Raw genomic sequence first — 14,369 nt, forward strand, 5'->3', positions numbered from 1 at the left:
TTTAATGGAACCATTAACCAGTAAAAAGAAAGTATTAGAACAAAAGCCACTTACATTTGCAGAGCGCATGTACCTGCCTGCTATTGCCAAGGGCCTGTCTATTACAATAAGCCACTTATTTAAAAAAGAGGCAACCATAAGATACCCGGAAGAGCAACGGGAGTTTTCTACTAATTTTAGAGGGATGCACTCTCTTAAAAGAGATGAAGAAGGCAGAGAGCGCTGTACCGCATGCGGTCTGTGTGCCCTGTCTTGTCCTGCCGAGGCAATCACCATGATCGCTGCCGAACGCAAAACTGAAGAGAAAGCGTTGTATCGTGAAGAAAAATATGCTGCTGTGTATGAAATTAACATGCTGCGCTGCATCTTTTGTGGTCTGTGCGAAGAAGCCTGTCCAAAAGAAGCCATCTATCTGGATGGCCCTATTGTACCTTCAGATTACCTTCGTAAAGACTTTATCTACGGTAAGGATAAATTGGTTGAACAGCCATTGGTAAATAAATAATTAGTACAATGGCTGCAAGGCCTTAATATAAACAGTTTAAACATAAATAAATGGGTACATCGGTATTCTATTTTGTAGCAGCATTAAGCGTATTCTTTTCACTGATGGTTATCTTTTCAAAGAACCCGGTGCACAGTGTGCTTTACCTTATTGTTACCTTCTTTACTTTTACAGTTCATTACATTCTTTTGAACGCCCAGTTTTTAGCCGTTGTAAACTTTATCGTTTACATGGGGGCAATCATGGTATTGTTTCTCTTCGTGCTGATGCTGCTCAACCTGAATAAAGAGAATGAGCCATTGAAGTCTAATCTGGTAAAGATAGTAGGGGTAATAGCCGGGTGCTGTCTGATTGTAACCATCATGGGTTCATTAAAGGCAACGTCTGTTTCAGACCCTGTGGTTTTAACCAACCCAAATCTTGGTCTGTTAAAAAACTTAGGTAAAGAGTTATTCGGACCGTTCATGCTGCCATTTGAGTTGTCGTCTATTTTGCTGCTTACTGCAATGGTAGGAGCCGTATTGTTAACTAAAAAAGAAAAAGTATAATGGGCAACCTTACTCATGAACTACAAGGGGTACCGCTTAATCACTACATCTGGTTAAGTGCTATTATTTTCACTATCGGTGTTGTTGGTGTTTTAACACGTAGAAATGCGATTGTGATCTTCATGTCGGTGGAGTTGATGCTAAATGCGGTAAACTTATTGTTAACGGCGTTTTCTGTACACAATAACGATCCATCCGGACAAGTGTTCGTATTTTTTATAATGGCATTGGCTGCTGCTGAGGTAGCCGTAGGCTTAAGTATTATTGTAATGGTTTACAGAAATACGCAGTCTACAGATATTAATGTGTTGAATCGCCTTAAGTGGTAATTAAGTATAATTTATAAGATGATAATAGATTTAGTTTGGCTGGTTCCGTTAATTCCCCTGATCGGTTTTATAATCAATGGATTGGGAAGAAACACATTCTCAAAAGGCCTGATCGGTTTTATAGGAAGCAGTGTCATATTCATTTCGTTTGCAATTAGCATTGGTATCTTTTTAGCACTTGGTGCCGATGTCAATAAATCTCATGAGGTATTTTTGTTTGACTGGATTAGTGCCGGGTCTTTACATATCCCGCTTTCCTTCCTGGTAGATCCATTAAGTGCAATCATGCTGCTGATCATTACCGGGGTCGGTTTCCTGATCCATATTTATTCAATTGGTTACATGCACAGCGATGAGGGCTTTGGTAAGTTCTTCAGCTACCTGAACCTGTTTATCTTTTTCATGCTGCTTCTTGTTCTTGGTTCCAATTATATTGTGATGTTCATTGGATGGGAAGGTGTAGGGTTATGCTCTTATTTACTGATCGGGTTTTGGTATACCAACAGCAGCTATGCTGCTGCAGCGAAAAAGGCTTTTGTCATGAACCGTATTGGTGATTTGGGCTTCCTGTTGGGTGTGTTCTTCATCTTTACAACTTTTGGTAGTGTTGAGTTCTCTAAAATATTTCCTCAGGCCGCAAACATGCTGCCTGGTGATGGTACTATTGCATTGATCGCATTGCTGTTGTTTATAGGCGCCTGCGGTAAATCTGCACAGCTTCCTTTATTTACCTGGCTGCCTGATGCGATGGCCGGACCAACACCGGTTTCTGCACTGATCCACGCAGCAACGATGGTAACGGCTGGGATATATATGATTGCACGATCAAACCTGTTGTTCGACCTGGCTCCCATGATCCAGCACATCATTGCAATCGTTGGCCTGGCTACTGCAATTGTTGCCGCAATTATTGCATTGACACAAACAGATATTAAAAAGGTATTGGCTTATTCAACGGTATCTCAGCTGGGCTATATGTTCTTAGGTCTTGGGGTTGGTGCTTACAATGGCGCTTTCTTCCACGTAATTACCCACGCATTCTTTAAGGCCTTATTGTTCCTGTGTGCAGGATCGGTGATCCATGCGTTACATCATGAACAGGATATGAGACACATGGGTGGTTTACGTAAAAAATTACCTGTAACTTTCATAACCATGTTAATTGGTACCATCGCTATTGCTGGTTTACCTCCATTTTCTGGTTTCTTTTCTAAGGATGAGATTTTGGCTCATGTATACCTGCACGATAAAGTAATGTGGGGTATTGCCGTATTTGGCGCTTTCTTAACTGCATTTTATATGTTCAGAATGCTATTTCTTACCTTTTCGGGTAAATATCGCGGAACACACCATGCAGAAGAGAAAATTCATGAATCTCCAAAATCAATGACTATTCCTTTAATTGTGCTTGCTGTATTATCTGCGGTGGGTGGTATTATAGGTATACCAGAGGTATTGGGCGGTAACCATTGGCTTTCTCATTGGCTTTCTCCAGTAATCAAACATACGGCCGAGAGTCCGGATCATGCCACAGAGTATATTTTGATGGCCGTTTCTGTAGTTGGTGTTTTGATCGCTATCGCCATTGCCTATGTTAAATATGTGAAGCAAAGTCATGTACCCGTACCTGATGAAGCAAAGCGGTCTGTCATCGCAAACTTGTCTTACAACAAGTTTTACTTTGATGAGATCTACGATACACTAATCAGAAAACCCCTTGATGCCATTTCTGTGTTCTTCTACAGGATTGTAGATAAAAAGATTGTAGATGGTATTGTTAATGGCATAGGCTGGGGTACTTCAGAATCCAGTAAGGGATTGCGTTTACTGCAATCCGGTAATGTTGGATTTTATATTTTTATGATGGTGGCAGGGATCATCTCATTGTTATTGTATACTTATTTATCTCTATAAAAGATCGTTCAAGAAAAGATAATGGAACAACTTTTACTACTTCTTATATTTCTACCATTGGTTGGCGCCCTGGTTACTGCATTTTCAGGAAATGCAGCCAAACACGTTGCTTTAATTTCGGCAATGGTTTCTCTGGCACTAGCACTAGTGATGGTCTGTAATTTCACGCCGGATGCCAGTACGCAGTTTGCGGTTAGTTATCCATGGATCCAGCAGCTTGGCGTCAATTTCCATGCAGGTGTTGATGGAATTAGCATGATCACCATATTGCTAACCAATGTATTGGTTCCGTTGATCATACTCGCCGCTTATCAGCATGGTTATAAAAGCCCGAATGCTTTTTTTGCATTGATCTTATTCATGCAGTGCGGACTATTAGTTGTATTTACTGCAATGGATGCGTTCTTATTCTATATTGGATGGGAAGCGGCATTGATCCCTATTTATTTTATTTGTGCCATATGGGGAGGGAAAGACCGCATTAAAGTAAACATGAAGTTCTTTGTGTATACCATTGCCGGATCTTTATTTATGCTTTTAGGCATTATTTACCTGTATCTTCAAAATCCTGCTAAGAATTTTGAGATCCAGGCCCTGTATAACCTAACACTGGATTCGTCACAACAAACCTGGATCTTCTGGTCTTTCTTCATCGCATTTGCGATAAAAATGCCAATATTTCCGTTCCATACCTGGCAACCAGATACGTATACTGAAGCGCCTGCTCCAGGTACAATGCTGCTTTCAGGCATTATGCTTAAAATGGGTATCTATGGGGTAATCCGCTGGTTATTACCCATTGTTCCTTTTGGTGTACAGGAATGGGGAAATACTGCAATTATACTTTCGGTGATCGGAATTGTATATGCCTCTTTAATTGCATTTACCCAAAAGGATGCCAAACGCCTGGTAGCCTATTCATCAATTGCCCACGTTGGATTGATCAGCGCAGGGATCTTTGCTTTGAATACACAAGGGATGCAGGGCGCTATGGTTCAAATGCTGAGCCACGGTATCAATGTGGTAGGCTTGTTCTTTGTGCTTGATATTATCTCAAGCCGGCTAAAAACCAACCGGATCTCTGAACTTGGCGGTATTGCCAAACAAGCCCCAAAGCTTGCCATCGTTTTTCTGATCATTGTGTTGGGAACGGTAGCCCTGCCAGGTACAAATGGGTTTATAGGAGAGTTCCTGTTATTAATGGGTGTATACCAATATAATGTATGGGTTGCTGTTTTTGCGGGCTTAACCATCATATTTGGTGCAGTATATATGTTTAGAATGTACCAAAACATCATGCTGGGTAAAACGAATGAACTCACCATTGGCTTCACAGATATTAAGGGCTCAGAAAAAGTTGTCCTTTATGCCATTTGTGCATTGATCATTGCACTGGGTGTTTATCCTAAGCCAATACTTCAATTGTCTGAAGCATCGGTACAACATTTAATAGAACAAGTAACACAAAAATTAACTTCGGTAAACTAAGCAAATGAATATCATTATAACTATTACTGTTACAGCTTTAGTGGTGCTTTATGCAGGTTTGTTTAAGGCAAAAAAAGCATTATTGCCCATTACTCTTATCGGTCTGCTTACCTCCTTAGCCTTTGTTGTTACCTCATGGGGTACTAACCAGAGTTATTACGGAATGATGCAGATGGATAACTTTGCCCTTGCATTTTCTGGAATTACCATCTTAGGAACTTTATTTATTTTTTTGCTTACCCAAAACTATTTTTCTAAAGAAAGTGACAATATTGCTGAATACTTTACGCTGATCTTATTTGCTCTTTCTGGTATTGTGATCATGGTCTCTTACCAAAATATGTCTATGTTGTTTGTAGGCCTGGAGATCATGTCCGTAAGTTTATATATCCTGGCAGGAATTCGTAAAAGTGACTTTGCGTCCAATGAAGCCTCATTAAAATATTTCCTGATGGGTGCTTTCTCTACCGGATTCCTTTTATTTGGTATTACGCTGATTTACGGCGCAACAGGATCCTTTGATCTGGGCGTGATTAATTCTTATTTGGTTAATAATTTTCAGACCGTTTCCCCATTACTTTATCCAGGGATTATCCTGGTTATGATTGGTTTGAGTTTTAAAATTGGTGCTGCACCATTTCATTTCTGGACACCGGATGTATATGAAGGATCACCTACGCTGATCACCACATTTATGTCTACCGTTGTTAAAACAGCCGGTTTTGCTGCATTTCTACGTTTATTTGCAGGTACATTTGCTGCCGCACACGATTTCTGGTTACCGCCGCTGATGGTTATTGTTTGTTTAACCCTGTTCATCGGTAACGTGACTGCTTTGTTCCAAAAACATTTTAAGAGAATGCTTGCCTATTCAAGTATCTCACATGCTGGTTACCTGTTATTTTCGCTGGTTACCCTAACCGATCATTCATCAAGTAATGTGCTGGTATATGCAGCAGCATACACCTTTGCGACAATCATTGCTTTTGCAGTGCTGATCCTGGTTAAGCAAAAAACAGGAAGCGACCATTTTGATAGTTTTAATGGATTGGCCAAACGTAATCCTTTAGCTGCCCTGGCATTAACCATCGCAATGCTATCCCTGGCAGGGATTCCTTTAACTGCAGGCTTTATTGGTAAATACCTGATGTTCATGAATGTGATGTGGGAATACCAGATCTACCTGGTAGGTTTTGCTATTTTAAATGCATTGGTTGGCTTTTACTATTACTTTAAAGTGATTGTTGCCATGTATTTTAAAGAAGGCAATGAGGTTGTTTTAGAGACGCCTTTACAGTACAAAGTAGTTTTGGTTTTATCTGTGATTATCACATTATTTCTGGGTATATACCCAGCGGTAATTTTAAATTTGATATAATCATTTCTATTGATAATTATTTGTAGTTTTACGAATAATTGAAATATGCAAGATTTCTGGACATCAATACAGCACTTCATTGACCCTGAAAAATTACTTAAAGAAGGTGGTTTTTATGTTGTAATGTTCGTTATTTTTGCGGAGACCGGGTTATTCTTTGGGTTTTTCTTGCCAGGAGATTATCTGCTGTTTCTTGCAGGAATGTTCGTTGCCACCGGTAAACTGGATGTAAACATATATGTACTGATCTTAGGCCTTTGCCTTTCAGCAATATGCGGTAATTTTACCGGCTATTGGTTTGGGCGTAAAACGGGGCCTGTATTATACCACCGAAAGGATTCCTTCTTTTTTAAAAAGCGTTATTTGAAGGCCGCTGAGGAGTATTATAACAAACAAGGTGCTTTTGCATTAATTATGGGGAGATTTGTGCCGATCGTTCGGACTTTTGCACCGATTTTTGCTGGTGTAGTAAAATTAAGTTTCAAAAGATTTGCATTTTATAATGTTGTTGGCGCATTATTATGGATTGCTTCTTTAACTTTGCTGGGCTATTTTCTCGGTAAAAGATTTGAAAAGGAAATTAACGACTATTTATTATATATAATTATTGGGTTTATTATAGTGACCTCGATCCCTTTAGCCATCACATTTGTAAAGAAAAGGGTAGTTAAGAATAGTGAAGAAGATATAACAAACATTGAAAGATAAAATGAGTAAATACGAACATCACCCATGGCACAGCGTTTCACCAGGCGACAATCTTCCTGAAATCGTTAATGCCATAATAGAGATCCCAAAAGGTTCAAAAGCGAAATACGAAATAGACAAAGATTCAAATCTTATTAAACTGGACAGGGTCCTTTTTTCTTCAGTTATGTACCCGGCAAATTATGGCTTTATCCCACAAACTTATTGTGATGATAATGACCCTCTTGATATCCTGGTACTGTGTTCTGTAGATGTTTACCCGCTCTCCATCATTGAAGCCAAAGTTATTGGTGTAATGCATATGGTAGATAATGGTGAACAGGACGACAAAATTATTGCAGTTGCCAAAAATGATATGTCTGTTAATTACATCAACGACCTCGCAGAACTGCCTCCGCATACCATGAAGGAAATTGTTAAGTTTTTCCAGGACTATAAAGCCCTTGAAGAAAAACAAGTGACGATTGAACATTTATTAGGTGTACGTTATGCGCATAAAGTAATTGAGGAGGCGATGCTTCTTTATGATCAAAAGTTTAGAAATAATAACTCTTAAATGGAAGGCTTTAAGATATTTTTAACATTCTTCTTAGTAGCGCTGAACGGATTTTTCGTAGCAGCAGAATTTGCAATTGTAAAGGTTAGAGCCTCGCAAATTGAAATTAAAGCGAAATCCGGAAGTAGGGTTGCTAATATTGCAAAATACATTACACAGCATCTTGATGGATACCTGGCTGCAACGCAGCTGGGTATTACACTTGCTTCACTGGGCTTGGGTTGGGTAGGTGAATCGGTCATGCATACCCTGGTCCATGATCTGCTGATTAACTTCAACCTTCCTGAAAGTTATATCACTTCCATCTCTACCATCATCGCATTTCTGTTCATTACCGTAATGCACATTGTTTTTGGTGAATTGGCCCCTAAATCTGTAGCCATACAAAGACCGGTAGCAACTACATTATTTATTGCAATCCCTTTACAAGGTTTCTATTTGGTATTCAGACCATTCATCTGGGTTCTTAACGGATTTGCCAATGTGATCCTAAAACTTTTTGGAATCTCTACAATTGGCGGCCATGAATCAGTTCACAGTACAGAAGAGTTGTATTACCTGTTAGATCAGGGTAAGGAAAGTGGCGCATTGGATACAAATGAACATGAGCTGATTAAAAACGTTTTCGACTTTAATGAGCGTGTAGTTAAAAATATCATGGTTCCCCGGACTAAGATCTCGGGAATTGAGTTGTCTACTCCAAAAAAAGAAGTGATCGATATCATCATTGGTGAAGGATATTCCAGATTGCCGGTATATGATGATATTATTGACAAGATCATCGGTATTGTTCACGCTAAAGACATTCTGCCATTATTGGCGGGTGAAAAGGAGTGGGCACTAACTGACATCATCAGAAAGCCTTATTTCGTTCCTGAAACAAAGAAGATCAACGATCTGCTTAGCGAACTTCAACAGAAACGCATTCAGATTGCAATCGTGATTGATGAATTTGGCGGTACTGCCGGAATGGTTACACTGGAAGATATCGTAGAAGAGATTGTTGGTGAGATCCAGGATGAGTACGATGAAGAGAAACCAACGGTCGAAAAGATCTCTGAAACAGAATTTATCATTAATGCCTATGCTACCGTTTACGATGTAAATGAGCATCTACCGCACGACTTGCCGGAAGATGAAGATTTTGATACAGTTGGCGGACTGGTTTCCCACGCTTTTGGTAAGATACCTGAGGTAGGTGACAGTGAAGAATGCTATGGCTATCTATTTACCATCTTAAAGAAAACAGAACAAAATATTGAAACCATTAAGCTTGAGCTGGTTATTGCGAAAAGTGATATGGTAGATAATCACTAATTCGCCGTGCAATGCATGTTTTTTATACTCCGGACATCAATTCAAATGATTATGTCTTAAATGAAGAAGAAAGTAAGCATTGCATCCGGGTTTTAAGACTTGGTACCGGTGCCCGCGTTCATCTGATTGATGGCAGAGGCGGACTCTATGAAGCCGAGATCGTTGCCGAGAACAAAAAAAATGTAGGCCTGAAAGTAATCAAAGCCACGCATGAATATCAAAAAAGAAACCACTCGCTTCATATTGCTGTGGCGCCTACCAAGAACATCGACCGTTTGGAATGGTTTCTTGAAAAGGCAACGGAAATTGGAATAGAAGAAATTACCCCGGTTATTTGTGACCGTTCTGAACGAAGGGTTGTTAAAGACGAGCGGTTAAATAAAGTGATCACGGCTGCAGTTAAACAATCTTTACAAGCCTATCATCCGGTTATTAACCCGCAGATCAATCTGGCTGATTTTCTTAAACTCAGCAATAGCTCCAATAAAATGATCGCCCATTGTATCGATGATCAGCCAAGACAATTCATTTCAGATCTAGCCAGTCCACATCAGACATATACCATATTAATTGGCCCTGAAGGTGACTTTACGCCGGAAGAGATTAAATTGGCTTTGCAATGTGGCTATAAACCCTTAACTTTAGGTAATACACGACTAAGGACCGAGACTGCTGCCCTTGCTGCTTGTTTTGAAGTGAATTACTTAAACAGATGAAATTAAGAATCTTTTTGTTCGCCGGGTTAATCCTGCTCCATTTTGGTTTTAAGGCACCTACCTATAAAATGGCGAAGCTTAAATATAATGGGGGTGGTGATTGGTATGCAAACAGAACCGCACTCCCAAACCTGATCGAGTTTTGTAATAAAAATATCCGTACAAATTTTGCCGCTCAGGAAGCTACCGTTGAAGTTGGCAGTGCCGAACTGTTTAATTATCCTGTTGCTTACTTAACCGGCCACGGAAATGTTGTATTCAGCAGCGCGGAAGCAATCAACCTCCGTAAATATTTAATGGGTGGTGGTTTTCTCCACATTGATGATAATTATGGATTGGATAAGTTTATCCGTACAGAAATGAAAAAGGTATTTCCAGAACTTAGCTTTGTAGAATTACCAGCAAATCATACCCTGTATAACCAAAAATTTAAGTTTCCTAACGGTTTGCCCAAGATCCATGAACACGATGGAAAACGCCCGCAAGGTTTGGCACTGATGTGGGAGGGAAGAATGGTGTGCTATTATACCTTTGAATGCGATTTAGGAAATGGCTGGGAGGATTTAGGCACTTACCCTGAAGATACTCCTGAAAAGAGGTTAAACGCGCTTAAAATGGGCGCAAATTTAATTCAGTATGCATTAACACAATAGTGATGAAGGTCAAAGTAAATGAAACCTATGTTTTTGAACTGGATGTCGATACCAATGGAATCAAGGTAAATGATTCGGTCATTGCCCTTGACTCCCGTGATCTGCCTAATGGCCATACCCATGTGATTTATAATCATAAGTCTTATAATATAGAATTGGTTTCAGAAAACAGGGATGAAAAGACCAGTGTGATTAAGGTAAATGGTAACGCCTATACCATCGTTATTGAAGATCAATACGATTTACTGCTAAAGCAGCTTGGATTGGACAACATAAAGAGTAATAAAATTAAAGAGATTAAAGCACCCATGCCCGGCCTGGTAATTGGTGTACTTGTTAGTGAAGGAGATGAAGTAAATCAGGGAGATAATCTATTGGTGCTGGAAGCTATGAAAATGGAGAACATTATTAAGTCGCCAACGAGTGGGACCATTAAAAAGATCGGGATCAGTAAAGGAGATAAAGTAGAGAAGAACGAGTTGTTAATTCAGTTCGTATAACAGAGAAAATTCGATAATTAAGAAAATAGAATCAACAAAAAAGGGAGCATCAACTGCTCCCTTTTTTATTTTAAAACAATGTATCTTGATTATCTGCGTGATGATCTTGCAGTTTGTTTAAACTGTGGTTTACCTGCTGATCTGATCTCTGGTGCACCAAGCATGGTCATGGCACATCTGAATCCTATATCTGCGGTAGCTTCATCCTGTGATAGGAACCTGCGTGTTGCCGGATTAAGCCAGATGGCCTGGTCATCCCATGATCCGCCTTTATATACTCTCGACTTATTCGTAACCAGGGTAATTTCGCCATAAAGATCATTTGCAGGGTCACGATATCCTCGTTGATCTGCATAGCTGTTCTGAGTAACAGAATCTGCAGGTTTAGCTGCAGCGGCCTGTTTTTCAGCCCAGGTTTGTTTCTTGGCTGCTACTGCAGCAATCAGCACTGGCCTGTTGTATTTATCTTTAGCAAGTTTTCCGGTAGCTGCATCTGCAATTTCCTTATCCTGGTAAAAGTTGCCGCGGTATGGATTAAATGCATCTGCTGCTTCGAATGTGTTGGCACGATAAACATCAGCAACCCATTCATTCACATTTCCTGCCATGTTGTACAAACCAAAGTCATTCGGTGTATATGATTTAACATCAACAGTTAAGCTTCCTTTATCATTTAAGGATCCGCCTACGCCCATATAATCTCCTTTAGTTCTTTTAAAGTTGGCAAGCATTAAGCCTCTTGTGCTCTTTTTAGCGGAGCTTAAACCCAGCCCGTTCCATGGATAGATCTTATTCTCAGAAATATTTTCATATTGAGTATTTCCAATTAAACCTAATGCAGCATATTCCCATTCTGCTTCTGTTGGCAAACGGTAAGGTTGTTTCAGGATACCATCTTCAAGCCTTACATTTCTTGTAGCTCCCTTTTTACTGGCAGCAGCTGCTGTGGCAGATGGATTTAGGTCTGGCATCGCTCTTTTACCTTTATCATCAATCTGGCCATTTATATAAAGGTCAGTATTAAAAGGTCCTTCTGCCGTAGTACCGGCCGTTGACGCAGTACCAGTAGTACCTGCAGCTGCACCAGTACCAGCAGCTGCGCTACCCCTCCCGGATTTTCTGCCTTTACCACCACCATTAACTTCCTGGAAGCTTTTCATATACCCCTGATTACGAAGTAATGACTCGTTAACCCGGTCAGTTCTCCATGTGCAGTATCTTGCGGCTTGTTCCCAGGTAACACCCACAACCGGATAGTCCTGATAGGCAGGGTGTCTGAGGTAATTGTCAACATAAGGTTCATTATAAGAAAGCGGTTTCCTCCAAACTAGTGTATCCGGAAGCTCATTATAATAATATTCATAATCAGTTGGGAAGTTTGTTCTGATCCAGTTCAGGTACTCTAACCAGTTGGTGTTTGAAACCTCGGTTTCATCCATGTAAAATGAAGAAACGGTAGTTTCTCTTTTATGATTGTAATTGCTCAATTCCTGGCCTGGCGTATTAATCGCGCTGCCGCTCATAACAAAAACACCACCTTCAATTTCAACCAGTCCTGGTCCAGGGCCGCGTTTAAATCTGTTATTTACCGTAAAGCCGCCAGTTTCCTTTTTATTATAAGCTAATCCTGTTTTATCTGATGTTCCGGATTTAGGGGCACACGAGCTAAAGAATGCTATAATCACCAGGGACGAGAGTGAGTATAAGTATTTTTTTTCCATCAGTATCATAATTTTTATGAGATTCTATTATTTGTATATGTTATATCTCAATGATTTTCATCAGATTATCTTAATCAAAGAACATATAACTTCATCGGTAAGTTTTATCTATTTCTATACGTGTTAAAAGTACATAAAAAAATAATTATCCTGCAAATAATCTTTTTAATAAATAGAATTAACCCCTGATAAACATAAATCACCTGGAGGAGTGTCAGTTTTTCAAGTTTAAATTAGCCTAAATGTAAACTTTTGCCTGGAATTACCTGAATACTTTGAATTTTATAAACACTATGTTAACTTGCAACGATAAGTAGTTAATTTTTTGAGGAAAATGAGTTTGAGGAATTTAGTAAGATTGGTATTGTGTATTTTATGTTTACTACCGGTTTCTGCTGAATTATTCGCTCAGGTTGTGCCAGCAGGTACTCAAACCAATGGCAGTGAATCCAATAACATCATTACTGCCGTCCCCTTTTTATTAATTGCCCCTGATGCGCGGGCAGGAAGTATGGGTGATGCAGGTGTTGCCGTGCAGCCGGATGCCAACGCCATGAGCATAAATCCGGCTAAGCTCGCTTTCTTAGATAAGCAATCTGGTTTTGCCCTGTCTTACAGCCCCTGGTTAAAAAGCCTGGTTCCGGATATTAACCTGGCTTACTTAAGCGGTTTTTACCGGCTGGATGAAGTGAGTACAATCGGAACTTCACTCCGCTTTTTTTCCCTGGGTGAGATACAATTTGTAGATGTCAATAAGAATGACATGGGTGTTTATAGTCCAAATGAGCTTGCACTTGATTTTACGTATGCCAGAAGATTCGGCGATTCTTTTTCATTGGGAACATCTATGCGTTATATTTATTCAAACCTTTCTTCCGGACAAGTCTCCATGGGGCAGCAGACGCGTCCCGGCTCTGCCGTGGCTGTAGATATTTCTGCGTATTATAAAAAGAATACCATCTTTTTAGGTAAAGATGCTATACTATCTGCAGGAACAAACATCTCTAATATCGGAACAAAGATTAGCTATACTGATGGGGGGATAAAGAACTTTCTTCCAACAAACCTCAAAATAGGTGGGGCATCAACCTTTCTCATCGATGATTATAATCAGTTTACTTTTGCGCTGGACTTTAATAAACTCCTGGTGCCAACACAGCCTGTTTATGACCAAAGCGGACAAATAATTGCAGGTAAGGATCCTGATCGCTCTGTACCAGCCGGGATATTCGGATCGTTTACAGATGCTCCTGGCGGATTTAAGGAAGAACTTAAGGAAGTTAATATAGCCGCTGCAATTGAATACTGGTACAACCAGCAATTTGCATTCCGCGCAGGTTATTTTTATGAAAATCCCATTAAAGGCGACCGAAGATATTTTACCGTAGGCGCAGGGTTAAAGTACAATGTATTCAATATAGATTTTTCATATTTGCTGGCAAATACGCAAAGCAGCCCGCTTGCAAATACCATCAGGTTTACCTTGCTGTTCAATATGGGCGATAATAAATAGGATGATAATATAATTTAGTAATATAAAAATAGATGAAGATCAAGGTAGGTTTTGGGTTTGATGTACACCAGTTAAAAGACAATCATCCCTTTTTTATAGGTGGTGTAAATTTAGAACATCATAAGGGTGCATTTGGCCATTCTGATGCAGACGTACTCTTGCATGCCATTTGTGATGCACTTTTAGGTGCTGCCAACTTAAGGGATATTGGCTTTCATTTTAAAAATACAGATCCGCAGTGGAAAGGGATCAGCAGCATCATTCTCCTTCAGGAAACAGTAAAGCTAATACGTAACAAAGGGTGGGAAATTGGCAACATCGATGCCATGCTTTGTTTAGAAGCACCAAAGATCAATCCACACATTCCTGCCATGCAGCAGAATATTTCTGAAGCAATTGGCATCCCGGTTGATGATATTTCAATAAAAGCGACCACCAATGAAATGATGGGCTTTATAGGTAGGGAAGAAGGTGTTGTGGCCTATGCCGTATGCCTGATCGAGAAAAACTAAAAAAGCCGGGA

At 39.8% G+C, this 14,369-nt stretch carries 15 protein-coding genes; 14 read left to right on the forward strand and 1 reads right to left on the reverse strand.

What is annotated here, in order from left to right; genetic code table 11:
- Positions 1-4: 4 nt before the first annotated feature.
- Genes ATK78_RS09600 through ATK78_RS09655 form a run of 12 tightly spaced genes read left to right on the forward strand, consistent with a single transcriptional unit; the run spans position 5 to position 10,612 of the window.
- Positions 5-505, forward strand: coding sequence for a NuoI/complex I 23 kDa subunit family protein (locus ATK78_RS09600; RefSeq protein WP_133575867.1), 501 nt, complete (start codon positions 5-7; stop codon positions 503-505).
- Positions 506-555: 50 nt separating this feature from the next.
- On the forward strand, positions 556-1,053 hold the full coding sequence (locus ATK78_RS09605; protein WP_133575868.1) for an NADH-quinone oxidoreductase subunit J family protein: 498 nt from the start codon (positions 556-558) through the stop codon (positions 1,051-1,053).
- A complete protein-coding gene (nuoK, locus tag ATK78_RS09610; protein WP_133575869.1) occupies positions 1,053-1,382 on the forward strand; it encodes an NADH-quinone oxidoreductase subunit NuoK in 330 nt (109 codons plus the stop codon). The genes ATK78_RS09605 and nuoK overlap by 1 nt, the downstream gene beginning before the upstream one ends.
- Positions 1,383-1,403: 21 nt before the next feature.
- The gene (gene nuoL, locus ATK78_RS09615; RefSeq protein ID WP_133576429.1) at positions 1,404-3,296 is read left to right on the forward strand and encodes an NADH-quinone oxidoreductase subunit L; all 1,893 of its coding nucleotides are present in this window, start codon (positions 1,404-1,406) and stop codon (positions 3,294-3,296) included.
- Between the two features lie 21 nt (positions 3,297-3,317).
- Positions 3,318-4,784, forward strand: coding sequence for a complex I subunit 4 family protein (locus tag ATK78_RS09620; protein ID WP_133575870.1), 1,467 nt, complete (start codon positions 3,318-3,320; stop codon positions 4,782-4,784).
- A gap of 4 nt (positions 4,785-4,788) precedes the next feature.
- Positions 4,789-6,162: an NADH-quinone oxidoreductase subunit N gene (locus ATK78_RS09625; protein ID WP_133575871.1), complete on the forward strand. Its 1,374-nt coding sequence runs from the start codon at positions 4,789-4,791 to the stop codon at positions 6,160-6,162.
- 45 nt (positions 6,163-6,207) lie between these two features.
- Positions 6,208-6,870 (forward strand): DedA family protein, encoded by a 663-nt coding sequence (locus ATK78_RS09630; protein ID WP_133575872.1) that lies wholly within the window; start codon positions 6,208-6,210, stop codon positions 6,868-6,870.
- A gap of 1 nt (position 6,871) precedes the next feature.
- The gene (locus ATK78_RS09635) at positions 6,872-7,426 is read left to right on the forward strand and encodes an inorganic diphosphatase (RefSeq protein WP_133575873.1); all 555 of its coding nucleotides are present in this window, start codon (positions 6,872-6,874) and stop codon (positions 7,424-7,426) included.
- The gene (locus ATK78_RS09640; RefSeq protein ID WP_133575874.1) at positions 7,427-8,743 is read left to right on the forward strand and encodes a hemolysin family protein; all 1,317 of its coding nucleotides are present in this window, start codon (positions 7,427-7,429) and stop codon (positions 8,741-8,743) included.
- Between the two features lie 11 nt (positions 8,744-8,754).
- Positions 8,755-9,459 carry a 16S rRNA (uracil(1498)-N(3))-methyltransferase gene (locus tag ATK78_RS09645; RefSeq protein WP_133575875.1) on the forward strand — a complete coding sequence of 235 codons (705 nt, stop codon included), beginning with the start codon at positions 8,755-8,757 and terminating at the stop codon, positions 9,457-9,459.
- Positions 9,456-10,112, forward strand: a complete 657-nt coding sequence (locus ATK78_RS09650; RefSeq protein ID WP_133575876.1) for a DUF4159 domain-containing protein — start codon at positions 9,456-9,458, stop codon at positions 10,110-10,112. The genes ATK78_RS09645 and ATK78_RS09650 overlap by 4 nt, the downstream gene beginning before the upstream one ends.
- Before the next feature lie 2 nt (positions 10,113-10,114).
- On the forward strand, positions 10,115-10,612 hold the full coding sequence (locus tag ATK78_RS09655) for an acetyl-CoA carboxylase biotin carboxyl carrier protein subunit (RefSeq protein ID WP_133575877.1): 498 nt from the start codon (positions 10,115-10,117) through the stop codon (positions 10,610-10,612).
- 89 nt (positions 10,613-10,701) lie between these two features.
- Here the strand turns inward: ATK78_RS09655 and ATK78_RS09660 are convergent, their stop codons facing one another.
- Positions 10,702-12,333 (reverse strand): SUMF1/EgtB/PvdO family nonheme iron enzyme, encoded by a 1,632-nt coding sequence (locus ATK78_RS09660; RefSeq protein WP_133575878.1) that lies wholly within the window; start codon positions 12,331-12,333, stop codon positions 10,702-10,704.
- Positions 12,334-12,667: 334 nt separating this feature from the next.
- Between ATK78_RS09660 and porV the strand changes: the two genes are divergently transcribed.
- Together porV and ispF are read left to right on the forward strand one after the other, a co-directional pair.
- A complete protein-coding gene (porV, locus tag ATK78_RS09665; protein ID WP_133575879.1) occupies positions 12,668-13,846 on the forward strand; it encodes a type IX secretion system outer membrane channel protein PorV in 1,179 nt (392 codons plus the stop codon).
- Between the two features lie 32 nt (positions 13,847-13,878).
- Entirely contained in the window at positions 13,879-14,358 is a 480-nt protein-coding gene (gene ispF, locus ATK78_RS09670) for a 2-C-methyl-D-erythritol 2,4-cyclodiphosphate synthase (RefSeq protein ID WP_133575880.1), read from the forward strand.
- Positions 14,359-14,369 lie beyond the last annotated feature (11 nt).

Source organism: Pedobacter metabolipauper (assembly GCF_004362715.1).
GTDB classification, from domain to species: domain Bacteria; phylum Bacteroidota; class Bacteroidia; order Sphingobacteriales; family Sphingobacteriaceae; genus Pedobacter; species Pedobacter metabolipauper.

Bases quoted from the DNA above. Each gene is read 5' to 3' on its own strand.
- porV (WP_133575879.1), top strand. From the start codon at position 12,668: ATGAGTTTGAGGAATTTAGTAAGATTGGTATTGTGTATTTTATGTTTA.
- ATK78_RS09600 (WP_133575867.1), top strand. From the start codon at position 5: ATGGAACCATTAACCAGTAAAAAGAAAGTATTAGAACAAAAGCCACTT.
- ATK78_RS09630 (WP_133575872.1), top strand. From the start codon at position 6,208: ATGCAAGATTTCTGGACATCAATACAGCACTTCATTGACCCTGAAAAA.
- ATK78_RS09625 (WP_133575871.1), top strand. From the start codon at position 4,789: ATGAATATCATTATAACTATTACTGTTACAGCTTTAGTGGTGCTTTAT.
- ATK78_RS09640 (WP_133575874.1), top strand. From the start codon at position 7,427: ATGGAAGGCTTTAAGATATTTTTAACATTCTTCTTAGTAGCGCTGAAC.
- ATK78_RS09635 (WP_133575873.1), top strand. From the start codon at position 6,872: ATGAGTAAATACGAACATCACCCATGGCACAGCGTTTCACCAGGCGAC.
- ATK78_RS09605 (WP_133575868.1), top strand. From the start codon at position 556: ATGGGTACATCGGTATTCTATTTTGTAGCAGCATTAAGCGTATTCTTT.
- nuoK (WP_133575869.1), top strand. From the start codon at position 1,053: ATGGGCAACCTTACTCATGAACTACAAGGGGTACCGCTTAATCACTAC.
- ispF (WP_133575880.1), top strand. From the start codon at position 13,879: ATGAAGATCAAGGTAGGTTTTGGGTTTGATGTACACCAGTTAAAAGAC.
- ATK78_RS09645 (WP_133575875.1), top strand. From the start codon at position 8,755: ATGCATGTTTTTTATACTCCGGACATCAATTCAAATGATTATGTCTTA.
- ATK78_RS09655 (WP_133575877.1), top strand. From the start codon at position 10,115: ATGAAGGTCAAAGTAAATGAAACCTATGTTTTTGAACTGGATGTCGAT.
- ATK78_RS09620 (WP_133575870.1), top strand. From the start codon at position 3,318: ATGGAACAACTTTTACTACTTCTTATATTTCTACCATTGGTTGGCGCC.
- ATK78_RS09650 (WP_133575876.1), top strand. From the start codon at position 9,456: ATGAAATTAAGAATCTTTTTGTTCGCCGGGTTAATCCTGCTCCATTTT.
- ATK78_RS09660 (WP_133575878.1), bottom strand. From the start codon at position 12,333: ATGGAAAAAAAATACTTATACTCACTCTCGTCCCTGGTGATTATAGCA.